This window comes from Pontibacter sp. FD36 (assembly GCF_015686655.1).
Lineage (GTDB): Bacteria > Bacteroidota > Bacteroidia > Cytophagales > Hymenobacteraceae > Pontibacter.
The window spans coordinates 165926-189150 of sequence record NZ_JADPMP010000009.1 but is presented as its reverse complement, the minus strand read 5'-3'; the positions used below and the strand labels follow the sequence as shown (position 1 = coordinate 189150).

The window sequence follows — 23225 nt, the reverse complement described above, 5'->3', positions numbered from 1 at the left end:
TCAATGCAGCGAGTAAAAAACACATATTGTCACATCCTCCCGTGGGCCATGCTACTGATCATCGTCCTGCTGCAGGCTTGCGTGGATCCTTTTGAACTCCAGACCGGAACAGAGCAGAAGTCACTGGTGGTGAGCGGCATGATCACAGATCAGAATAACCCGGAGCTGAATAAAGTAACCCTCACCTGGACTGCCCCTTTTGATAGCGAAAACCAGCAGGTAATTGTAGAGCGTGTGCACAATGCCACTGTAACCATACAAGACAACCTCGGCAACAGCATGCCGCTGTATGAAGGGGCCAGAAATGGCGTGTATACGCTGAGTGCGGATGACTACCAGGTAGCGCAGGGCAGGAGCTACACCTTGCACATTATTTTGCCCGATGGACGGGAGTATACATCACGTCCGGAACTGTTGCGCCCTGTGCCAGCCATCCAGGGTATAAGCTATGAGTTTAAGCAGTTTGTAGACGTAGTGCGCAACTCAGCAGGTATGCTGATCGAGCGCAGGTCGGTGGGTTTTGAAGTAAAGGCCCAAGTGCAGGACCCGCCAGAGCGAGGCAACTACTATCGCTGGGACACAGAGGGGGTATTCGAGTTTTATACCAACACAGGCGATGCGCCAGTGCCTTCCGTGTGCTGGGCCAATATGGGCAGCATTAACACTAAAGTGGTAGCAAACAACGATAGGCTGGTGAATGGCCGCTATTTTGAGCAGCCTGTGGTAGTGGTGCCTGCCGATATCCCAACCAAATACCGCATTAAGATCAGACAGTTTTCTCTGACTGGCGAAGCTTACGAGTTCTGGCGCCTGTTCAATGAGCAGCAGACCAGCGTGGGCAGTATTTTCGATCCGCCTCCGGCACGCATCAACGGCAACATGTACAGCGTCACTAATCCCGAAGAACGGGTGGTCGGGTATTTCACCGCCTCTTCCATGGTAGAAGATTTCATCGTGATCCAACGCATGTTTTATGCCCCTTTCCCGGGTTTGCCATATGAATTACCTCTTGGCGACTGCCGCTACACCTTCTTGTACCCGAATGTAACCAACGAACGGCCAATCGGCTTCTAACATTTAAATCAAACAGATGCACATAGCCTTTCATAGCATCCCCAAAATAACGGCCAGGCTGCTACTGGCAGTAGCTCCCTTGCTCAGCTTACCGGCTTTTGCGCAGCAGGAGCAGGTTGCCAAAGTAGCTGCCGCCCAGGTACAGCGCCAGCTTTCAGACGAGCAGGTGCAATTGGTACACAGTCAGCCCTGGTACATGGCAGGCGAGCGACTCTGGTACAGTGCTGCTGTGCGCAAAAACTCCACTGCTCCCGCCAGTCGGGTGCTTTATGTAGAGCTGCTGGATGCAAAAGGCAGCACCCTGATCAACCAGCGACTGGTGCTGGAGGATGGAAAAGCACAGGGAGATTTCCTGTTGCCTGAAAACATGCCATCGGGCAGCTATACCTTACGGGCTGCCACCAACTGGATGCGAAATTTCAGTACGCAACAGCACTGCCAGGAGCAGCTCACCATTGTCAACCCGAACGAAGTAAAGGCGCTGGAAGGACGTGCGGTAACAGCTAGCCCCCTTCAGGTGCGATTTTTACCTGAGTCCGGTGTTTGGCCGGCGGGAGTGCCTACCAAAATAATAGCGACCGTGACCAATGCCGCAGGTATAGGTATAGCCGCACAAGGCATAGTGGCTGATACAGCCGGCCAAACGCTTGCCTCTTTTAAAAGTGACGCATCAGGTATAGCCCTGTTCAGCCTGACGGCTACAGAACAGCAGGAACTGGTAGCACAGGTACAGGCAGCTAACTACGCACCTCAGCAGGTAATGCTCCCCAAACCTAAAAAACAGGGCGTAGTATTAGCAGTTGGAAAAGTAAGCCCGACAGGTATAGAAGTAAATGTGCAGGGGCAATCAACTGTAAGTCATGTGCTGGTGGCCGCATCGGGAGGCAAGGTATATTTTGCGCAGCACGTGACGGGGGCAGAGCAAGTCACCGTGCCGTGGGCAGATGCAGCGCAACCGCAGTGCAGGTTGCTACTGCTCAACACGGGCGGTTTGGTAGAAGCTGAGCAGCGCATTGTGATGCCACGTGCAGCAGGTATAGGGGTACAGGCCGACCGTCAGCAGTATGGTACCCGCCAGCAGGTAACCGTTACAGTGAAAGGGCTGCCGGCCAATGCCTGGCTCTCGACCTCCGTGGCCGAGCGACGAGCAGCACTTCAGCAACCTGGTGGTTTTGTCGCTACAAATGAACTGCGGCTGGAACACGAAACCGACCAGGAACTCTGGGAGGCCATCGCAAAAAATGAAACAGAAGCCCGGTTCGCACGGGAGCCCTTAGTGGAACCCGTACGGCAGGAAGGCGTGAAGGGACCATTTCAGCAGGAGACTTTTGCCAAGCAGTTAGACACCGCTTTTGTGCAGGCGCTGCCCTCACATGTCATAAGCGTTGCGAAGAAACACTATACCCGTACTAATATCCAGGACATCTATGGCCTGACAGAACCTCATGCGGCCTCTCCACTACCACGTTTGCCAGCCGACCGGGTGTTCAAGCTGGATGACTACGTTGCTTTTCAGGATGTAGAGGAGGCTATCCGGGAAGTGAGTACCAACCTGCGCATGCGTAAGAAAAAGGGCAGGCAAACCGTGCGACTGCTTTACGTGGCCCCCGGAACCAAGCGCATGATGAAGGACGAACCGCTATACCTGCTGGACGGCGTCATCCTGGAGAATATGGACGAGATCATGGCGCTCGACCTGAACGACATCGCCTCTATCGAGATAGCCTGGTCAGAGGAGAAGCTGTATGCCGGCAACCTGGGACGTCTGGTAGACAATGGCATGTTTGCCATCTACACCAAAAGCGGTGAGGCCCGGGAGCGACTAAAAGCGAAGGGCCTGCCTGTGCTGTATGAACAATACAACTTGCCCCGGAACTTTGTAGTGCCGGCGGCTGCCTCTAACGACGCGACGCAGCTGCCAGACTTCCGGCAACAGCTTTATTGGCAGCCATACCTGCAGGTCGGAGCTGACGGAAATGCCACCTTCACGTTTTATACCTCCGACGAAACGGGAGTATTTGAGATACGGGTGCAGGGGCAAACAGCCGAGGGCATACCTGTAAGCGGAAGCACTTCAATTGAGGTAAAGCTGTTAAACTGAAAGCCAAAGAAAGGCTAAACTGAGGTAAGGGTTCTGCTTATGCATATTCTGATCATAGCCGATACCGGTAGTTGACAGACTGACATCTACTAAAAGCGGTATATACCTGCATAAAAAAAGCGCCCTACTGGAGAACAGTGGGGCGCTTTTTTGTAAGAGTGCTTTTCTCTTAGAAGTTCGGAGACAGCAGGTATTTGCTGTAGAACTCGTCGATCACTTTCACAGCTTCCGTTGGGTCATCCACAATGTGCACCAGGTCCAGGTCCTCGGGGCTGATGTTGCTCTCTACTTTCAGCATTACATCTTCAACCCACTGCATTAGACCGCCCCAGTACTCGCGACCTACCAGTACGATTGGGAAAGCACCGATTTTCTTGGTCTGGATCAGCGTGATGGCCTCAAACAGTTCGTCGAGTGTACCGAAGCCACCCGGCATTACGATAAAGCCCTGCGCATACTTCACGAACATCACTTTGCGCACAAAGAAATAGTCGAAGTTAATGAGCTTGTCAGAGTCGATGTAAATGTTGTTGAACTGCTCGAATGGCAGCTGGATGTTCAAACCCACAGACTTGCCTCCCTCGGAGTGCGCCCCTTTGTTACCGGCTTCCATAATACCCGGGCCACCGCCCGTGATTACGCCATAACCATGGCGTACCAGCTTGGCTGCGATTTCCTCAGCCATGACATAGTATTTGTGCGTGTTCTTGGTGCGGGCAGATCCAAAAATAGATACGCATGGACCGATTTTAGCCAGTTTCTCAAAGCCTTCCACGAATTCCGACATTACCTTGAAGATCTGCCAGGAGTCAGCGATCTTGATCTCGTTCCAGTCCTTATCTACAAAGGCCTGGCGGATCTTTACATCCTCTTCAGATGCCGGGGGAGCTGAAACCTGACCGGCTTCACGCAGGTCAGTAATGGATTTTGCTTTATTTTCGTTTACGTCCGGGTTCAGGATAGTCTGTCCGCTGCCGCTGTTGTGTGACTCGTCGTTGAGTTTCGTTTTGCTTGTCTTTCTAAGCTTTGTCATAATTCTTTCTTCGTCTTCTTCAGGAGGCAGGCCTCCTGCGGCGCACTCACGGTGAGGCGCCTTCTTCATTTAATAAATAATTTTAAGGGTGTGTGTCTGCAGCGTGGAGAAGAAAACTATGCAGTCACGGTTGTGTCTTTCTTTATTTGGAGCGAATCGCAATTACCGGATCCAGGTTTGAAGCAAGTACCGCCGGAATGATCCCCGACAGCATGCCTATGACCGCCGATACGCCCAGGCCCAGTATAATGTTGCCTGCCGAGAGCGAAATCTTCATCATGTCCTGCGGTATAAGTGTGAGTAGGAACACGAGCAGGATACCGATGCCACCGCCAATAATGCTCAAAAATACTGACTCAAACAAGAACTGGAACAGAATGAAATAGTTTTTAGCACCCAGTGATTTTTGTATGCCGATGATGTTGGTTCTTTCCTTTACAGACACGAACATGATGTTGGCGATGCCGAAGCCGCCCACCAGTATGGCAAAACCACCAATCACCCAGCCCGCCAGGCCAACTACCTGGAAGAAACCTGAGATGGCTTGAGTGGCCATTTCGGGTCGGTTAATGGCAAAGTTGTCTTCGTCGCGGGGCTTCAGACCCCGGATGTTGCGCATCATGCCGCGTACTTCGTATTCCAGTTCCTGTAAGCCTATGTCCTCTTCGCGGCCTTTTACAGCAATAGTGGAGCCGATGCCATTAGGTCCGGTCGCGTACATCTTGCTAAAGGTGCCATAAGGTATAATTCCCATCTGATCGAAGTTAGGCATGCCAAACATACTCTCGCCCTGCTTCTCCATCACCCCGATTACCGTAAACTTATGTCCGCTCACGCGGAGTTCCTGCCCAATGGCTGGCTGGCCTGGGTATAGCGTATTGGCTACCTCATCGCCTATGATCATCACATTGCGGGCTGCATCCACCTCCTGCGGTATGAAGTAGCGGCCTTCTGCCACCGGAATCTCTGTTACTTTGTTGTAGTCGAAGGTGACGCCCATCAGGCCGGCATCTCTGAAATTGTTATTGCGGTGCTTAAACAAGCTGCGTCCTTTGTTGGCAAAAATAGCCACGCCGGCATCGTTGGTCAGGTTGCGGTCCAGTAAGCGGAATTCGTGGGTGTTGGGCTGTGGACGCTTAAAGTATTTCCACCAGGGATATTCGCCGCCAAAGCTCCAGGGCCACTTCTCCACATACAGCACCTTGTCGCCGATGAAACTCATACTGTCGCGCACGTTGCGTTCAAGCGAGTCCACCAGTGTAAACACCGATATGATAGCGAAAATACCTATGGTTACACCCAACAGGGAGAGGATCGTTCGGAGCAGGTTAGCACGAAGGGCTTGCCATGCAAATCGGAAACTTTCGGCGATAAGGCGTAGGTAGATCATAGTTTGGCGTACAGCAAAGTAATTTTCTTAAAAGTAAGAATATTTCGGGCAAACTAAGTAAATTTGCGGTTTGATTTTTTAATTGTATCATGGGTATGTCTTCTTGAATTTTAGGGAAGAAGATATAGGATTTGATACAGGCCGTTTTAAGTCAGCACGATTTATACCGTAATATAAAAAGTATGAAGTTATCAGAATTTAAGTTTGAGCTACCTGAAAGCCTGCTAGCCACACATCCATCCGCTAACCGCGACGAATCGCGCATGATGGTGGTACACCGCGACTCGGGCAAAATTGAACACCGCGTGTTCAAGGACATCCTGGAGTATTTCGATGAAGGGGATGTGATGGTAGTGAATGACACCAAGGTATTCCCAGCCCGCCTGTATGGCAACAAAGAGAAAACCGGTGCCAAGATTGAAGTGTTCCTGCTGCGCGAGCTCAACAAGGACATCCACCTGTGGGACGTGCTGGTAGACCCTGCCCGCAAGATCCGCGTAGGCAACAAACTGTACTTCGGCGACAGCGACCTGGTAGCCGAGGTAATCGACAACACCACTTCCCGTGGCCGTACGATCAAGTTTTTGTTCGACGGTCCGGACGAGGAGTTCTATAAGACTATCAATGAGCTGGGTGAGACGCCACTTCCAAAGTACATCAAGCGTGAGGCTGAGCCGGAAGACAAGGAGCGTTACCAGACAGTGTACGCCAAAAACGTAGGTGCCGTAGCCGCTCCGACAGCTGGTCTGCACTTTACGAAAGAAGTACTGAAGCGCCTTGAGATCAAAGGAGTGGATGTAACGCCGCTTACACTGCACGTTGGCCTGGGTACTTTCCGCCCTGTGGACGTAGAAGACCTGACCAAGCACAAGATGGACTCTGAGAACTTCATGGTGCCAAACGACACCGCAGAGTTGGTAAACAAGGCGTTGGACAATAAAAAGCGGGTTGTAGCCATCGGTACAACCACCATGCGTGCACTGGAGTCGTCAGTATCGGCCAGCAACCGCCTGAAGCCAAACGAGGGCTGGACAGATCGTTTCATCTTCCCTCCGTATGATTTCAAGATCGCCAATGCGCTGGTTACAAACTTCCACATGCCGGAGAGCACACTGTTGATGATGACAGCTGCCTTTGGCGGATACGAACTGGTGATGAAAGCCTACGAGGAGGCCGTGAAAGAGAAGTACCGCTTCTTCAGCTACGGCGACGTGATGCTGATCCTGTAGTAGCAGGTATAAGATTTAGAAAAGCCCCGGCCCACCAAAGTCGGGGCTTTTTGCTTTATTTGCAGCTTCATTTAGTTCGCAACTAAGCCGAAAAAGTATGTTAGCGCCGGATCCTGATATCACATACCCGCTTACGCATCACCATAATTTGGTTTTTCTGAAGAACATCATCCAGAATCCAAATATCATGGTTGGAGACTATACCTATTATCATGATCTGGATGATCCGCACAATTTCGAAAGAAACGTACTCTATCATTTCGACTTTATAGGGGATAAGCTTCGGATCGGGAAGTTTTGTGCCATCGCCTCCGGTGTGAAATTTATCATGAATGGTGGCAATCACGAGACCAGGCCAATCTCCACTTTCCCTTTTGCTATCTTCGGGAATGGCTGGGAAACAGCTGATGGCGGAGCAGACGCCTCATCGAAATATCCTCACAAAGGAGACACGGTAGTAGGAAACGATGTCTGGATCGGTTATGAGGCTGTGATCATGCCTGGTGTGAAAATTGGGAATGGTGCCATCGTGGCAACTAAGGCCGTCGTGACCAAAGATGTGCCGGACTACGCCATTGTAGCGGGCAACCCAGCGCAGGTTGTTAAAATGCGTTTTACGGAAAGTGAAGTTGCGCAATTGCTCCAAATTGCCTGGTGGGACTGGAGCGTTGAAAAGATTACCCGGAACCTGTCTGTTATAAACGCGGCAGATATCAGGCAACTGGCTCACTGCCAATGATTCAAAACCTCTACTCAATACACAAACCTATTCTATGGAAAAAGCTTTGCAACAATACGCCATTATCGTAGCCGGTGGCACAGGCAGTCGCATGCAGCACAGTCTGCCGAAGCAGTTTATCGAACTTGCCGGTAAGCCGATCCTGATGCACACGATTGAGCGGTTCTATACCTACAATGCCGACATACGCATCGTCGTGGTGTTGCCGGAGGACCAGTTGCAGGTATGGCGGAACCTTTGTAAGCAGCATAAGTTTCCTGTTTTCCATATGGCAGTGCCGGGGGGCAAGACACGCTTTGGCTCTGTGAAAAATGGCCTGGCGACAGTGCATGGCGAGGCCCTGGTGGCTGTGCATGACGGCGTGCGGCCGTTTGTAAGCTCTGCCACAATTAAAGCAGCCTTTGAGAGCGCAGCTGAGGCGGGAGCTGCCGTGGTGGCTGTGTCTCCTAAAGACTCTATTCGGGAACTGACCGAGGGCGGGAGCCAGGCTGTGCCACGCACCAGGTATAAACTCGTGCAAACCCCGCAGTGCTTCAAAGCCAGCCTTTTGCAGAAAGCGTACGAGCAACCCGAGCAGGAGTACTTTACTGACGATGCTTCTGTTGTAGAGCAGCTAGGCGCAGGTATAGCCCTGGTAGAGGGTAGTTATAGTAATATCAAGATCACGACACCCGAAGACCTGCTGTTGGCTGAAGTACTCGTGAAGCAGTTCGATTCGGCATCTTAACGGACAATGCGCTGCGCTTCCAGAAATTCCTGATTCTGCTGTACTGTTTCAGGTGAAAGCGGTTCTAGATTAGGGTCGGGCTTGGACAGGTTAAGGAGATAGCCTTGCATGGGCAGCAGGTTGTAGAGGTCATGTGTTATGCAGAACACCGTTTTGCCTTTTTGCTGTACCCACTGCTGCAACAGTTGGAATACCTGCTTCTTATAATAAACATCTAGCTGCTGGGTGGGCTCATCGAGCAGCACCACTTCGGCGTCCTGTAGCATCAGCTGCGCCAGCCACACCATTTGCTGCTCACCTCCCGAAAGCGTAGTAAAGTCCTGCTCCTGCAGGTGTGTCAGTTCCAGTTGCGCCAGCGTAGCGCGGGCCAAGGCATAATCCTGTGCGGTATAATTCTCAAAAAAGCTCTTTCTCCTGAAAAGGCCCATCACAACCAGGTCAAGCACGCTGATCGAGAAAGAAACGATGTTTTTTTGGGGGAGGTAGGAGAGAAGGCCTGATGCCGCTGCGTCTTTTGCGTTTCGCAAGTCATGGCCGTGCAGCAGGAGCTGCCCCTGGTAAGGTATCTTTTGCTGAAAGGCCCGGAATAGGGTTGTCTTACCGGCTCCGTTATGACCAACAATAGCTACAAATGCCTGCGAAGGCACAGAAAAAGAAAGGTTGCGGATCAGAGTACGATGCTCATAACCCGCAACCAGATTTTTTACTTCAACGATGTTTTTCAATGAGTAATGAATAGTGAAGAATGAATAATATAAAGTCAATTACTCATTATCCATTATCTAATTCATCATGAATTAGTACTCGTCTTCGTTGAACATGAAGTCTTCCTTGGTAGGATAGTCAGGCCAGATCTCCTCGATGTTCTCGTAAGGCTGCCCGTCATCTTCAAGTGCCTGCAGGTTTTCTACCACTTCCATAGGGGCGCCTGAGCGAATAGAGTAATCGATCAGCTCGTCCTTAGTGGCTGGCCAAGGTGCGTCCTCCAGGTATGATGCTAATTCCAGTGTCCAATACATAGTATGTGTCTCCTTAATCTAAATGGCGTTGAAAAAAATAGTTCGCAAAAGTATGAATTAATTCACAAACTAAAATTTTTTTGAAATATTTATTGCTTTTTGTGATTGTTTTTACCAAAACAACGCAAATACACCGTAAATGTTCATTTTGAGTCAAATTTTTTTGACCCTACTTTTTCGCTGCAATTTGCCCTGATTGGGCTGTATGTAAATATAAAAAGCGCCTGCCGCATTCGCAACAGGCGCTTCCTCAAAAAATATAGGTAAATCTGAATTTTTCTATTTATTGATCGTGCTGAGCTGCTCTTGGAACATCTCGATCAGGGCCTGCTTAGTCTTGATCTTACGATTGAAGTTGCGGATCTTGCCCAGAAGCATGTTACGGAACGAGTCATTGCTTGGCGCTTCGCTCAGTTTGCCTAGGTTCGTCTCAAGCACTTCCAGCTCCTGACGGTCCGACTTGATGAAGTCGCGCAGCGCGTTGATACGGGCATGCAACCCCTCTTCGTGGCTATAGGTTTCGTTGGCGTTCTGCTGGCGCTTGCGAATGTAGTGCTCCAGGCTGCTCATTTCAAACACACGGTCGCAGGCTTTGATGAAACGCTCCCAGATAGCATCTGAAACATCAGGGCGAACAGGACCTACTTTTTTCCACTCTGCCTGCAGTTCTTTGGCGCGTCTAACGGCATCGTTGAGGCTGTTGTGCTGCAGCAACTGCTCGGCTTGGCTTACCAGTTCCTGCTTGCGTTCCAGGTTCGTGTCGTAGTACTTTTCCTTCGAGTCTGCCTTTTCGTTTGTGATCTTTACTTTAAGTCGCTCAAAAAAGTGGTTGTGCGCTTTTCTGAACTCAGTCCACAGCTTGTTGGTGGTGGCTCGCGGTAGCGATCCTCCAATTTGCTTCCATTGCGTCTGCAGGTCTTTCAGCTTGGCTGTGGTAGCCTCCCATTCTTCAGAGTTTTGCAGTGCTACCGACTTGGCGATCAGGTCTCTATACCTGTCGTAAGTGCGGTTCTGCATTTGTTTCTTATCATTGAAGAAAGACTTCTTGCGCTCAAAGAAAGCCTCCAAAGCAGTTTTAAAGCGTTCTTCGATCTCGTCGGTGAGTTCTTTCTCTACAGGGCCCGTCTTGATCCAAGTGGCACGGAGGTCCTTCATTTTATCAGAAGTCTCTTTCCACTCCACGCTATCCTGCAGCGCCTCTGCCTCCTGTATGAGTCCGATCTTGATGCTTAGGTTCTTCTCCCGGTTTTGCTTGATGGTTTCATTTATTTCCTCCTCAGCTTTGCTCAGGGTATGATAAATAGCCTCAAAGTCACCTAAAGCGTCATAGTTGCCTACCTGGTCTTTCATGTGCAGTACTTTCATCAGGAAAGAGCCTTTGTTTTCGGAAGTTGCAATGCGCTCAAGCAGGGCGTTTACTTTATCGCTAAACATGTGAAAGCGCTTGGCAAAATAAACCAGCGAGTCTTCCTCTGATTCTTTCACTTCGCCTACTTTTCTGTCGGGGTAGGTCATAAAAGCTTTCAGCCATACTTGCTGGTCCTGAATAAAGCCGTATTTTTTGGCTTCTTCCAATAGGTCGTTGTTTTCCATTTAAGGATCGGGTTAGAATCGGAACATAAAAGGGCAAAGGGTCCAAAATTTAGACTAACCTTAGCATACGCATGTCAGGTTGAAGCGTTGACTGTCTGCTGTTTAGCAGCATAAGTCTTTTGGCAATGACCTGATTAGGTGCTACGGTAAGTCTGTGCGGACTTCTCCCATACAGTTTTTCTACAAGTTTAGTGATTTCAAAGCACTTTTGTGAACCATAAAGACATGAATTTTTACGATATTTGTATTTGTCGGCGTAAATAATGGCTTGTCCGGGTACTTTTGCCGGGCCTGGTGCTGTAAATGCCGCTTTTATTTAAAACTAATTTACTGTCTGCGGGCAGTACTAAACTGATATACAGTAAAATGAGCAACGAAACCATTATTTTCTCCATGGCCGGGGTCAGCAAGATCTACCCGCCACAGAAACAAGTACTTAAAAATATTTACCTCTCCTTTTTCTATGGTGCCAAGATTGGCGTGCTGGGTCTGAACGGTTCCGGTAAGTCAAGCCTGCTCAAGGTGATCGCCGGCGTGGACAAGGAGATACGCGGTGAAGTGGTGTGGTCACCGGGCTATACAGTGGGTTACCTGGAGCAGGAGCCACAGCTAGACCCAACCAAAACCGTGCGCCAAGTGGTAGAAGAAGGCGTAAGCGAAGTGGTTGGCTTGCTGAAGGAATTCGACGAGATCAACATGAAGTTCGCCGATGAGATGACCGACGATGAGATGAACAAACTTATCGAGCGTCAGGGGGAGGTGCAGGAGCGCTTGGACCAACTCAATGCCTGGGAACTGGACAACCGCCTGGAGCGGGCTATGGATGCTCTGCGCACGCCGCCAGAAGATGCCGTGATCGGTAACCTGTCAGGTGGAGAGAAGCGCCGCGTAGCCCTTTGCCGCCTGCTGCTGCAGGAGCCGGACGTATTGTTGCTGGATGAACCGACCAACCACCTCGACGCTGAGTCGGTGGACTGGCTGGAGCAGCACTTGCAGCACTATAAAGGCACTGTAATCGCCGTAACCCACGACCGTTATTTCCTTGACAACGTGGCTGGCTGGATTCTAGAGCTGGACCGTGGCGAAGGCATTCCGTGGAAAGGCAACTACAGCAGCTGGCTAGAGCAGAAAGCTGCTCGTCTGGCGAAAGAAGAGAAGTCGGAAAGTAAGCGCCAAAAGACTCTCCAGCGTGAGTTGGAGTGGGTACGCATGGCCCCGAAAGCCCGTCATGCCAAATCGAAGGCACGTATCAGCCAGTATGATAAGCTTGCCAGCGAAGAGGCTTCCAAGAAAGAAGAAAAACTGGAGCTCTTCATACCGGACGGCCCGCGTCTAGGTGCGCAGGTTATTGAGGCACACAACATCAGCAAGGCCTATGGCGACAAGCTGTTGTTCGAGAACCTGAACTTCTCATTGCCGCAGGGTGGCATTGTGGGTATCATTGGTCCGAACGGTGCAGGTAAGACTACCTTGTTCAAGTTGATTACTGGTCAGGAAAAGCCAGATGCAGGTGAGTTTACGGTAGGCTCTACGGTACAGATCTCTTATGTAGACCAGGAGCACGCGAACCTCGATCCGAGTAAGTCGGTGTTTGAGGTGATCTCAGGAGGAACGGAGCACATGCTGATGGCAGGCCGCCAGGTGAACTCCCGTGCCTATGTAAGCAAGTTCAACTTCTCTGGTGGTGACCAGGAAAAGAAAGTGGAGAAGTTGTCGGGTGGTGAGCGTAACCGCGTGCATCTGGCCATGACGCTGAAAGAAGGCGGTAACCTGTTACTGCTTGACGAACCGACCAACGATTTGGATGTAAATGCCATTCGTGCTCTGGAAGATGCGCTGGAAAACTTTGCAGGCTGTGCCGTGATCATTTCGCACGACCGCTGGTTCCTGGACCGTATCTGTACCCACATCCTGGCTTTCGAAGGTGATTCGCAGGTATACTGGTTTGAAGGTAACTATACGGACTACGAGGAGAACAAGAAGAAACGCTTGGGTGATACTGAGCCAAAGCGTATACGTTACAAAAAACTGGTATAGATTGCACCATCGTGTGCTGAAAGTCAAGTTTTCTGTATGAATGAAATCCCTTGGAAACCGTTTGGTTACCAAGGGATTTTACTTTTTATGATGCTGTCAGTATTGGGAATTATCTGATTTAAGATTTTTCTCACAAAAATTTTAACAAAATTTAAATTTAATAATTCTAATAGCCTGTTGCTTTTATTTATTTGATTGGCTATTAGTAAGTTGTAATATAAGTAGAAGGTTGGGAAATGATAGGTTGTAGATATTGTTCTATTAAATAGATTTTATATACAATTGTTTGCATATACTAATTATTTAATATTTATTTGCAATGTCTTCTGGAAAAAATATGATGATATTTAACTAGAAGTGAATTTTTTTATGCTTGCAATAATAAAGTCTAACCTAAACCCTAAAACATTCTATTGTCATGAAAAAATTTACCCTTAACGAATCAAAAGCTAATCTGATTGTTGCTGCTTACTTTGTGCTCGGTGGTGCAATTAGTAGTTTACTAGTAACAATAGCTTAATTTTACCAATTTTAATAGTAATGATAAGGGCGATGCTTTTAAGCATCGCCCTTATCATTAGCTCTCATTCTAATATGTGTTGGAATGGATGTTTGCTTGACTTATTCACTATTGTAAAATGCTTTACATAAGTATTGACAACCGACAATAGTATTAATATTCAAATATATATATATGAATATCATAAATAATTATAAAATATTTATAAATAATACAACGATAGAGTTAGGATATACGTAATGTATTATTAGTAAGGCAGCCAAAGGTATTTTAAAGCATTTCTAACGTTTAAAAGGTTGTCACTCATGAAAAAACTTTACTTTGATGAAGATGCGCTCGCATACATTGTCATAGCAGGCTATTTTGCGGTTGCGAGCATTGTTTCTGTTATTGTAGCTTACTAAGAGCAGTATCTTAAAAATAGCGGGGCCATACCTGATTTCAGGTATGGCCCCGCTATTTTTAAAGAGTTTGTGGATTACTTAACTTTCCTGAACTCAAGTTCACTGAAGTGGAAATCCGGGTTGTTTGCATCGAGTCGCATTTCAGCAATCTTACCGTCCGGACCTACAATGAAACGCACTTTCGTTGGGGTGAGCAGCGCGAAATTGTTCTTCCACTCCAAGTCAAAGATGTCATGCTGCCAGTGCGTGAGCTTGCCTCCTAAGGCAGGAGCAGGGGCCAGGTCCAATACTAATTGTTTGTTCTGTACCTTAATGGTTGCATCACCATACAACGGACTGTTGTATGTGCCCGCGTAGGCTTCCAGATCCATGGTTGGTTTGCTCTTGCGTGGCTTTTCTTTTGGGGCTTTGGCAGCGGCTTCGTCTTGTGCTCTACGTGCCTTGGCTATGTTGTCGAGTGAGAACTGGCTCCAGTCGCGGCCGTTCTGTACTCCCAGGAACTGATCGAGGGTATAATTGGCCAGTGGCGACATGATGCTGCTCATACTGTTTGTCAAGATGACAATGCCTAGGTTCTCTTCAGGTACCAGCACCGTGCGACTGTTCATGCCTTCATGCCCTCCACCATGGGCCAGTACTTTGCGACCTTCGTAATCGTTCATCATCCAGCCCAGACCAGCGGCCGAAAAGTGGGTGGAAGGTACATTGGCTTCGGCTTGTTTGGATATCGGCATGGCATTGTGTGCAGTCCACATCATGCGGTTGGCATCTTCGCTGAAGATCTTTTGGCCTTTGTAAGTACCGCGGTTTAGCTGCAGACGCATCCACTGAGCCTGCTGGTTTACGCTCGTAAAAATTCCTGCCGCTGGGTTCCAATTGTCCCAGGCTGTGAAGGTAGTAGGGTAGGGCTTGCGCTTTTCGTCGAAGCCGTGCGGAGAGGCGACGTTGTCTTTACCGGCCAGCTCATTTACGGAGGTATAAGAGCGGCTCATACCCAGTGGCGAGAAGAAGCGCTGCTTGATAAAGTCTTCCCACGTTTGTCCCGATAAGGCCTCAATCACTTCGCCGGCGGCGATGAACATGAGGTTGGAGTAGCCATAACCGTCGCGGAAGCTGTAGGCGGGCTTGAGATGACGGGCACGCTCCAGAATTTCGCGGCGGCTGTAGGTGGTGTTGTACCAGAGCAAATCCCCGCTGAAGGTGCGGAAGCCAGCGCGGTGGCTCAGCAGGTCCTTGATGTTGAGCTCCTGCGTTACATAAGGGTTATAGAGCTGCAGCCACGGCAGGTGCTTTGTTACTTTGTCGTCCCAGTTGAGTTTGCCTTCATCCACCAATATGCCGAGGGCGGCGGCGGTATAAGCTTTGGAATTGGAGGCGATGCCGAACACGGTGTTGGCATCTACTTGTCCGCCTGCTTTGAGGTCGCGCACGCCGTAGCCCTTGGCAAAGATCACAGAGTCGTTTTTCACGATGGCAATGGCCATGCCCGGGACATCCCAATCCTGCAGCGCCTTCTGGTAATAGGCATCCAGCTTTTGGAGGGTAGCGGCTGTGTTTTGCTGCGCTAAAGCCTGCAGGCTACACACTGTTGCCAGTGTAAGGAGCAGCGCAAGGCGCTTAAAGAAAGTATCAATAGAGTTCATAGTTGAGTAAGTGGGTTGTAGAGGCAAGATAGGCAATTTTACATCCTTTTGCATAACATGGCCTGTCCGTTGTTGTATAGACGACAATAAAGAACACGGGCAGTAGATAGGAAGCTTTCTAACTACTCTCTGCGCCCCGAAATCCATATTCTGCGGTGAAGCCGGGTCTCGCCTTCTTCACGGGGCAGGTGAGGACCTTGTTCGTACTCCTTCAGCTCCATGCGCAGGCGCTCCTGTTCTTCTGCCGATACGGTGGGAGCTAGTTGACGGAGGTTGGGCTGACCCGCGTCTATCCAGGCTGTAAACCAATAGCTGGCCACGGTATGGATGGCAAGACGCATCTGTCGCTCTACCTGCCCGTTAAGTCGGCGGTGATAGGCCTCCGAAAACTCTCTGGAATACACCCGCGTGGTGAGGTTGCCGCGCACTTCGTAGCTGTACTTTTTCTCTTCCTCAAAAGCCAGTGTGAGTTCACGCTCAAAACCAAGTACGGAGTCAAGGGCCAAATGGGCGCTGGCGACAATCTCCCAGGCCTTAAGCTGTGGTTGCTCAATATACCTGGCCTGCCCCACAAAGAAGTCGTAGTTGTCAGAGAGCAGCTCGGGGATCCGGCTCTCCCAAAAGCCATGTATACCGCGCTGCCCTGTGAACTGCCCGTTGTAGTTGCGGGTGGTGTGCAGGGGCACGCAGGCGTCGGCTATGTAATGACCCATGTCGGCCGAGAGGCGCAGGATGCGATCCAGGTCGCGGTCTTTGAAAGCCTGCGTGAGCTGAAACTTCATGCGGTTAATGTGCCAGGGCACAATACCGTGCGCCATGAGTGTGTCTTCGCCATAGCGCTCTACGGCCTGTTGCCAATAGCGGGGCATTTTATAGAGGGCGCTGTCGCCGTATACGTCCAAGTCGATGTAGTGGCGGGGCGCCTCGCCAGCCACTGCATAGCGGCGGCGGTCTGGGTTCACGGCGTTTTCAGTGATGTAGCGGATGTGCTTTTTGTAGAAGCCCACCATCTCGGGCGGCAGCGTATACACAGCCAGGCGGTTGATGCGCTGGTGCGCGAAAAAGCCCCAGCTATACCCGGTGAGTGGGAGCAGGAAGGCAAGCAGGAGCAATACAGCGATTTGTCGGAAAGCCATACCTGCCGTGTACGGAGAATAGCGGAATTTGTATGTTACACGCCTCCCAGGCTTTCTCGGAAGTGTGGAATGAAAACAGGTATAGTATGACAGTAAGTTTGACCGGCAGATCCGTAAATTAGGAATGTTGATTATGTAAGGTTTATATGCAGAAGCCTGCAGTTTTTCGTTTAAACTCTTTTGTCCCGACATACACTTGAAACACATGAGCATAGAGAATATACCAAGTCTTGCCCGCTTCCTGGATGCACAAGCCAGCAGTTACGAGCAGGCTCTGACTGAAATAAAAAATGGTCGCAAGCGGAGCCACTGGATGTGGTTTATTTTCCCGCAATTGCAGGGGTTAGGGTATAGCGAGACTGCCCGATACTACGCCATTAAAGACCTGGAAGAAGCCCGGCTATACCTGCAGCATCCTGTCCTGGGGCAAAGATTAGTGGAAATTTCCAAAGCCATGTTAGCGCTGGAGGGAAAAACAGCCAACCAAGTCCTGGGGAGCCCCGATGACCTGAAGCTGCGCTCCAGTATGACCCTGTTTGCTGCAGTACCCGGCGCTGATCCTGTTTTCAAAGCTGTGCTCGACAAGTATTACAGTGGCAAAGAGGATGAAAAGACACTGCAGCTTTTAAAGTAACGCGGCGATTTTTCCAGCTTAAGTGGAAGCCCGTGCAGGCAGTTGCCAGCTAAGCCTATACCTTACCAAGGTATAGACACGTGATTTTTTCAGTAAGGATTATAATTTACTGAACCTTACTGCAGTTAAAGTATAGTAAACCTACTATGCTCTGATGATGCAGCTAAAACTCTGGAAGAAAAAACCGGCTGAGAAGCCAGCCAAGAAAAGTGCTCTGCGCGAATGGGGAAATGCCCTGATGTTTGCGGTAATCGTATCCTCGTTTTTCCGCTGGGCCACATTTGAGGCTTATGCTATCCCGACGCCTTCCATGGAAAAGTCGATGCTTGTAGGCGATCGCCTGTTTGTGAGCAAACTGCACTACGGCCCCCGCACCCCCATGACGCCACTGCAGGTGCCACTGACCCACCAGACCATTTGGGGTACGGATCTACCTGCTTATTCTGAGGCGCTGCAGTTAGAGTCCTATCGGTTGCCTGGTTTCTCAGAATTGAAGCACAATGACCCGGTAGTATTCAATTTTCCGGATGAAACGGAGCACCCCATGGACCAGCGCACGCACTACGTGAAGCGCTGTGTAGGTATAGCCGGCGACATGCTGGAAATCCGCGACCGGCAGGTATACGTCAATGGTAAGCCACTCGACAACCCGGAGCAGATGCAGTACGGCTACTTTATGGCCACTGACAAGGTGCTGCAGCCGAAGTTCTTCAGAGAGCGAAATCTCACAGACGTGTACCCGGTGCAGGGAGGTTATCTGCTGCACACTACACCTGCCAGGGCACGGGAACTGGCTTCGCTCCACTTTATACAGGGCATCGAGCTACAGCAAATGGCGACGGGCGAGTCAGAGGCTGGAATATTTCCACAGGCGCCGGGCCTCAACTGGAACCGCGACAACTACGGCCCGCTCTACATCCCAAAGCAAGGCGTTTCAGTAGCGATCACACCCGAAACGCTACCTATCTACCAAAAGATCATCCTGGAACACGAGCAGAACAAAAACGCCGAGGTGCGGGAGGGCAGGCTATACCTGGACGGTAAGGAAGCCAAGAGCTATACCTTCCGGCAGAACTATTACTTTATGATGGGAGACAACCGTCACAACTCACTTGATTCCCGCTACTGGGGCTTTGTGCCGGAAGACCACGTTGTCGGGAAACCGTTGTTTACCTGGTTTTCGGTGGATGAAGAAGCGGGTGGGTTAGATAAAATTCGCTGGAGTCGGTTATTTAGCTGGGTGGAATAATAGCCTCAGCTATGGCTAACAGCTGCTGGACAATTTGCTGCCAGCATACCTGGACAGGCTATGTGCTGGTCTTTTTGATGGAGACTTTCATGCGGAGCCACTCCTCGGCCCCTTCGTCTTTATCAAAAGACTTTACATCGAGCACCTCCCTGAGGTTAGGAAACAATGCTTTAAAGGACCGTTGCCCATAAATGCCAGGAGATAGTACATGCGCAAAGAAGCGCAGCCCCAGGCTTTTGGCCTGCGGGGCCCACTTAAAGGCCAGCCAATTGACTGCTGCTTCCCAAGGTCCTATTAGCTCCCGATTACTGTTCAGAACTCCCGGTGACGGCTTCTGCCGCAACATCGACAGAACCAGGTTGCCGCCCATCACAACAGTCTCAAGAGACTGTATACCGATCCAGTTCATAGCTATAAAGCCATTATCAGGCATCCTTCTTACCTCCAGGAAAACATCTCCGTTAGCCTTCTTTAATTCTTTATATTCTATACTGTCTGTCAATTCCACTAAAATGTATATCTCTTTCTTCGCAACCTAATGACTTTGCGCCCGCTGACCAATATCTGCACAGATACTTGTACGGTATTTTTACAAAAAATTCTTAATGGCCTTGATTGTCTCTTCCGGCGCACTCAGGTTAGGGCAGTGGCCTGTCGCCTCTAAAATTGTGAACTTGCTGCCAGCGATGCTCCGGTGGGTATATTCGCCAACTGGCGGCGGGGCAATGGCGTCCTCCGAACACTGCAAAATCAGGGTGTCTGTCTTTACCTGAGGCAGGTCCTTTCGGTGGTCTGACAAGAAGGTGATATGGGCAAAGTCATTGGCGATTTCGGGATTGCTTTTGCAGAAGCTCTGCGCCAGTTCCTGTGCCAGCTCCGGACGGTCGGCGTTGCTCATGATCACTGGGGCTATGGTGTTGGACCAGCCCAGGTAGTCCCCATCCAGCGAAAGGAGCAGGCCATCTATATCCTGTCGTGAAAAACCGCCATAATAGTCGCCGTCATTGATAAAGCTTGGCGAGGGGCTTACCAGCACAAGCTTAGAGAAGCGCTCAGGCTCCTGGATGGCAGCCAGCACTCCGATCATGGCACTCACTGAGTGGCCTACAAAGATGACATCCTGCAGGTCCAGTTCATGGCATATCTCAAGCACATCTGCCGCATAACCTTGCAGCGACGAGTAGCGATCTTTTGAATAGGTAGAAGCGTCTGAGTTGCCAAATCCTATGTGATCGAAAAGTATGATCTTGTAGTCATCCTGAAAAGCAGGGGTAATATAACGCCACATGTTCTGATCGCAGCCGTAGCCATGAGCAAACAGCATCGGCTTTTCTCCTTTTCCGGTTACCGTCACATTGTTTCGTTTGATCGCATTCATAAGCTTGAGTTTAGAAGGTGAGTTGAAGAAAAATGTTGGTAATTGAATAGATGTGCCACTAAGGTAGGCATGGCAGATGAGAGTACAGCACAAAATCCGAAGTTTAACCTTTGATGGTATGCGTCGCAGATGTGTGGCAGTAAAGTAAATCGCCTGCCGCAGTAGTCTGGAGCAGGCGATCTTTGATAGGTGTCAGGTATAGCGTCTAGCGTTTCTTTGTTGCCGCTGTCGGGAATTTCATGCGATAATCCGCATCCACTTCTCCTTTGGATATTTTGGTAAGCTTGTTCTTGATCAGGCGCTTTTTCAGTCCGGAAAGGTGGTCTGTGAACAGGATGCCCTCAATGTGGTCGTACTCGTGCTGGATCACACGAGCCGTCATGCCGTCGTAGGTATCGGTGTGTTCGTTCCAGTCCTGGTCAAAGTAGCGGATAACAATGCGCTCAGGGCGGTATACCACCTCACGCACACCCGGTATGCTCAGGCAGCCTTCCTCAAAGCCCCACTCTTCCCCGTCTTCCTCGATGATCTCCGGGTTGATAAATGCCTTTTTCACACCTTTGCCTTCGTCGCCTTCGTCCATCATGGGCTCAGAGTCGATCACAAACAGGCGGATGCCCTTGCTGATCTGCGGAGCAGCGAGTCCCACGCCGTGGGCATGGTACATGGTGGTGAACATGTCTTCAATCAGCTCATTCAGACCTTCGTAGTCCTTCGGGATGTCCTGCGCCGGCTCCTTCAGCACCGGGTCGCCATAAGCGGTAATAGGGTAAATCATATTGTTCTGCTTTCTAAATACGACTGTAAAATAATGGCTGCGCTCACCCGGTCCACGGTGCTTTTGTCCTGGCGGTCCTTCTTCTTGAGTCCGCCGGCCAGCATCGCTTTCTGAGCCATGCTGGAGGTAAAGCGCTCGTCTACGGTATGCACCGGTATACCCGGAAACTCCTTCTGGAGCTTACGTACAAAGCCAATGACATGTGGCGTTGCATCGGTGGCTTCACCAGTCAGGCGTCGCGGCATACCTACAACAAAGGCCTCCACGGGTTCGCGCAGGGTATAGGCTTTCAGGTAAGTCAGCACATCTTTGGCATGTATAGTTTCGAGTGGCGAAGCAATGATCTGGAGTGTGTCCGTTGCGGCCAGCCCCACCCGCTTGTTGCCGTAGTCTATACCTAAAATTCTCGCCATAGTGCCCTGTGTAACTTCTTTTGCCTGCCTTAAGCGAGCATTTGCGCTTTAAAAATACAAAGTTAAGGGATTTAATCAGGATTTACAGGATTAAAAAGGATTGGCGGAGTTGATCAGGTTGGAGGGGCTGGGCTCCACCACGTCTTGCGGCCCTGTGCGCGGTATGTGAGCAGAAAAAGGTAGCCTGTCCGGATCTTTTTATACTAAAATGGAATAAAACCCGACCAAAGCTTTGTTAAAAGAATAACAAGCTATACTGTATGCAGGTATACTTAAAAAGAAGCCTTGTATAGCAGAGCCTGAATATTTATCTCTGTAAAGCTGCAAAAAAGCGCCCGCTTAGCTTTATATTTAACCGTTTTTAGAGATCGAGATGAGCGAAGAAACCAAATACAACTCACAGGAGGAGCCTGAAACAACCGGGCAGGGCAAAGCCCGCAACACGCCCTTTCAGGTACGCTTACCCCTGTACATTGCCTTGGCCCTGATTGTGGGGGTGCTGATCGGTGCAAATACCTTTTCCCCTTCTGATAACAATCCACAGAGTACAGCTAAGGCCTACTTGAAATTCCGCGACATACTGAGCTATATCGATCGTGACTACGTGGACACCGTGGACACTGAGAAGCTAACCGATCACGCCATCACCAAGATGCTCGAGAAGCTCGACCCGCATACCTCATACATCCCCGCCGCTGATCTGGCCATGGCCCGCTCTTACCTGGAAGGCGATTTTGAAGGCATCGGCGTGGAGTTCAATATTTTTAAAGACACGATTTATGTGATTACCCCCCTGAGCGGCGGACCGTCTGAGGCGGCAGGTATACAGGCCGGCGACAAGATTGTGAGTGTAAATGGCGAGAACGTGGCGGGTACAGGTATAACGAACGAGGGCGTGTTTAAACGATTGCGAGGTCCGAAGGGTACAGACGTGAAGATACAGGTGCTGCGCAAAGGCAACAGGAAGCCATTCGACTTTACGATCACCCGCAACAAGATTCCAACCGTGTCAGTGGATGTGAACTATATGGTGAACAGCAACACGGGCTACATCAAAGTGAGCCGCTTCGCCAACAATACCTTTGACGAGTTTAAAACGGCCTTGACCGGCCTCAAAAAGAAAGGGATGCAGCAGCTAATACTCGACCTGCGCGGCAACCCGGGCGGCTACATGGACCACGCAACCCGCATGGCCGACGAGTTTATAGCAGGTGACAGGATGATCGTGTATACCGATGGAAAAGACTCCCGCTACGACTCCAAGTCTTTTGCTCGAACCAAGGGTGACTTCGAAAACGGTCCTGTGATCGTGCTGTTGGACGAGGGCAGTGCTTCGGCCTCCGAGATTGTGGCTGGTGCCCTACAGGATAACGATCGCGCCCTGATTGTGGGGCGACGCTCATTTGGCAAAGGACTGGTGCAGATGCCAATTCCGCTAAACGACGGGTCGGAGCTGCGCCTGACCATTTCGCGCTACTACACGCCGAGTGGGCGCTCTATCCAGAAACCTTATGTGGCGGGCACCGAGGATTATCAGAAAGACATGCTGAACCGCTTCGAGAATGGGGAGTACTTCCATCCGGACAGCAGCCTGTTTGTAGACTCGCTTAAGTATAAAACAGGCAAAGGACGCGTGGTGTATGGTGGCGGGGGTATTATGCCCGACGTGTTTGTAGCCCGCGATACTACGGAGTTGTCGGAGCTGTTGAGCCAGCTTTATAGCAAAAATGTGATCCGGGAGTATGCATTGGCCTACTACAACGACAACCGCAAGGACCTTGAAAAGATGCCAATGGACAAGTTTGCGAAGTCCTTTAACGTTTCTGATAAAATGCTGCAGGAGCTGATGCGTATGGCGGCACAATCGGAAGTGAAGTACGACGAGGCCCAGTACAAGCGCTCACAGGCGCTGCTCCGTAATAACGTGAAGGCATTTATTGGCCGCAGCGTATACGGTAACCCGGGTTTCTTCCCGATCCTGCACGAGAAGGACGAGGAGTTTCAGGAAGCCCTTCGCCAGTTTGGCAAGGCCCAGCGATTGGCCAAAGGAGGCGTATAACAAACCAGAATTTATACCTGTATCAGAAAGGCACCCGGTAGGGCTGCTTTTATAAACCATAACCAAACA

At 50.1% G+C, this 23225-nt stretch carries 20 protein-coding genes; 9 read left to right on the top strand and 11 right to left on the bottom strand.

Annotated elements, in window-relative coordinates; all coding sequences use genetic code 11:
• Nucleotides 1–48 precede the first annotated feature (48 nt).
• Together I0P70_RS14270 and I0P70_RS14265 are read left to right on the top strand one after the other, a co-directional pair.
• Nucleotides 49–1074, top strand: coding sequence for a DUF4249 domain-containing protein (locus I0P70_RS14270; protein ID WP_230392203.1), 1026 nt, complete (start codon nt 49–51; stop codon nt 1072–1074).
• 16 nt (nt 1075–1090) lie between these two features.
• Nucleotides 1091–3175, top strand: coding sequence for a hypothetical protein (locus I0P70_RS14265; protein ID WP_196119170.1), 2085 nt, complete (start codon nt 1091–1093; stop codon nt 3173–3175).
• A 169-nt stretch (nt 3176–3344) separates the two neighbouring features.
• Here I0P70_RS14265 and I0P70_RS14260 read toward each other — a convergent pair whose 3' ends face one another.
• Together I0P70_RS14260 and I0P70_RS14255 are read right to left on the bottom strand one after the other, a co-directional pair.
• Complete coding sequence (locus tag I0P70_RS14260) at nt 3345–4208, bottom strand: TIGR00730 family Rossman fold protein (RefSeq protein WP_230392215.1); 864 nt, start codon at nt 4206–4208, stop codon at nt 3345–3347.
• Nucleotides 4209–4350: 142 nt separating this feature from the next.
• Nucleotides 4351–5598: an ABC transporter permease gene (locus tag I0P70_RS14255; RefSeq protein WP_196119168.1), complete on the bottom strand. Its 1248-nt coding sequence runs from the start codon at nt 5596–5598 to the stop codon at nt 4351–4353.
• Nucleotides 5599–5780: 182 nt separating this feature from the next.
• On the opposite strand from I0P70_RS14255, the gene queA reads away from it, so the two are divergent.
• From queA to I0P70_RS14240, 3 genes are all read left to right on the top strand, one after another.
• Entirely contained in the window at nt 5781–6827 is a 1047-nt protein-coding gene (gene queA / locus I0P70_RS14250; RefSeq protein WP_196119166.1) for a tRNA preQ1(34) S-adenosylmethionine ribosyltransferase-isomerase QueA, read from the top strand.
• 97 nt (nt 6828–6924) lie between these two features.
• A complete protein-coding gene (locus I0P70_RS14245; RefSeq protein WP_196119164.1) occupies nt 6925–7566 on the top strand; it encodes a CatB-related O-acetyltransferase in 642 nt (213 codons plus the stop codon).
• A 34-nt stretch (nt 7567–7600) separates the two neighbouring features.
• Nucleotides 7601–8293 carry a 2-C-methyl-D-erythritol 4-phosphate cytidylyltransferase gene (locus I0P70_RS14240; protein WP_196119161.1) on the top strand — a complete coding sequence of 231 codons (693 nt, stop codon included), beginning with the start codon at nt 7601–7603 and terminating at the stop codon, nt 8291–8293.
• Here the strand turns inward: I0P70_RS14240 and I0P70_RS14235 are convergent.
• The 3 genes from I0P70_RS14235 to I0P70_RS14225 all read right to left on the bottom strand — a co-directional run bounded on the left by I0P70_RS14235 (nt 8290) and on the right by I0P70_RS14225 (nt 10905).
• Nucleotides 8290–9018 carry an ABC transporter ATP-binding protein gene (locus tag I0P70_RS14235; protein ID WP_196119159.1) on the bottom strand — a complete coding sequence of 243 codons (729 nt, stop codon included), beginning with the start codon at nt 9016–9018 and terminating at the stop codon, nt 8290–8292. The genes I0P70_RS14240 and I0P70_RS14235 overlap by 4 nt on opposite strands.
• A 72-nt stretch (nt 9019–9090) precedes the next feature.
• Nucleotides 9091–9312 (bottom strand): DUF2795 domain-containing protein, encoded by a 222-nt coding sequence (locus I0P70_RS14230; RefSeq protein WP_007652164.1) that lies wholly within the window; start codon nt 9310–9312, stop codon nt 9091–9093.
• A gap of 279 nt (nt 9313–9591) precedes the next feature.
• Nucleotides 9592–10905 (bottom strand): DUF349 domain-containing protein, encoded by a 1314-nt coding sequence (locus I0P70_RS14225; RefSeq protein ID WP_196119157.1) that lies wholly within the window; start codon nt 10903–10905, stop codon nt 9592–9594.
• A 366-nt stretch (nt 10906–11271) separates the two neighbouring features.
• Between I0P70_RS14225 and ettA the strand changes: the two genes are divergently transcribed.
• Entirely contained in the window at nt 11272–12942 is a 1671-nt protein-coding gene (gene ettA, locus I0P70_RS14220) for an energy-dependent translational throttle protein EttA (RefSeq protein WP_196119155.1), read from the top strand.
• Between the two features lie 998 nt (nt 12943–13940).
• Here the strand turns inward: ettA and I0P70_RS14215 are convergent.
• Together I0P70_RS14215 and I0P70_RS14210 are read right to left on the bottom strand one after the other, a co-directional pair.
• Nucleotides 13941–15509 (bottom strand): serine hydrolase, encoded by a 1569-nt coding sequence (locus I0P70_RS14215; protein WP_196119153.1) that lies wholly within the window; start codon nt 15507–15509, stop codon nt 13941–13943.
• A 122-nt stretch (nt 15510–15631) separates the two neighbouring features.
• Nucleotides 15632–16645, bottom strand: coding sequence for a zinc dependent phospholipase C family protein (locus tag I0P70_RS14210; protein ID WP_196119151.1), 1014 nt, complete (start codon nt 16643–16645; stop codon nt 15632–15634).
• Nucleotides 16646–16850: 205 nt separating this feature from the next.
• Here I0P70_RS14210 and I0P70_RS14205 point away from each other — a divergent pair, with 205 nt between their 5' ends.
• Both I0P70_RS14205 and lepB read left to right on the top strand, forming a co-directional pair.
• Nucleotides 16851–17279 (top strand): DUF1810 domain-containing protein, encoded by a 429-nt coding sequence (locus I0P70_RS14205; protein ID WP_196119148.1) that lies wholly within the window; start codon nt 16851–16853, stop codon nt 17277–17279.
• 157 nt (nt 17280–17436) lie between these two features.
• Nucleotides 17437–18528 carry a signal peptidase I gene (lepB, locus tag I0P70_RS14200; RefSeq protein ID WP_196119377.1) on the top strand — a complete coding sequence of 364 codons (1092 nt, stop codon included), beginning with the start codon at nt 17437–17439 and terminating at the stop codon, nt 18526–18528.
• A 58-nt stretch (nt 18529–18586) separates the two neighbouring features.
• Here lepB and I0P70_RS14195 read toward each other — a convergent pair whose 3' ends face one another.
• The 4 genes from I0P70_RS14195 to ruvX all read right to left on the bottom strand — a co-directional run bounded on the left by I0P70_RS14195 (nt 18587) and on the right by ruvX (nt 21097).
• Nucleotides 18587–18937, bottom strand: a complete 351-nt coding sequence (locus I0P70_RS14195; RefSeq protein ID WP_196119146.1) for a hypothetical protein — start codon at nt 18935–18937, stop codon at nt 18587–18589.
• Nucleotides 18938–19117: 180 nt separating this feature from the next.
• On the bottom strand, nt 19118–19906 hold the full coding sequence (locus I0P70_RS14190) for an alpha/beta fold hydrolase (RefSeq protein WP_196119144.1): 789 nt from the start codon (nt 19904–19906) through the stop codon (nt 19118–19120).
• A gap of 205 nt (nt 19907–20111) precedes the next feature.
• A complete protein-coding gene (gene def / locus I0P70_RS14185; RefSeq protein WP_196119142.1) occupies nt 20112–20684 on the bottom strand; it encodes a peptide deformylase in 573 nt (190 codons plus the stop codon).
• Nucleotides 20681–21097, bottom strand: a complete 417-nt coding sequence (gene ruvX, locus I0P70_RS14180; protein ID WP_196119140.1) for a Holliday junction resolvase RuvX — start codon at nt 21095–21097, stop codon at nt 20681–20683. Before ruvX ends, def begins: the two co-directional genes overlap by 4 nt.
• A gap of 373 nt (nt 21098–21470) precedes the next feature.
• Between ruvX and I0P70_RS14175 the strand changes: the two genes are divergently transcribed.
• The gene (locus I0P70_RS14175) at nt 21471–23156 is read left to right on the top strand and encodes a S41 family peptidase (RefSeq protein WP_196119138.1); all 1686 of its coding nucleotides are present in this window, start codon (nt 21471–21473) and stop codon (nt 23154–23156) included.
• Nucleotides 23157–23225 lie beyond the last annotated feature (69 nt).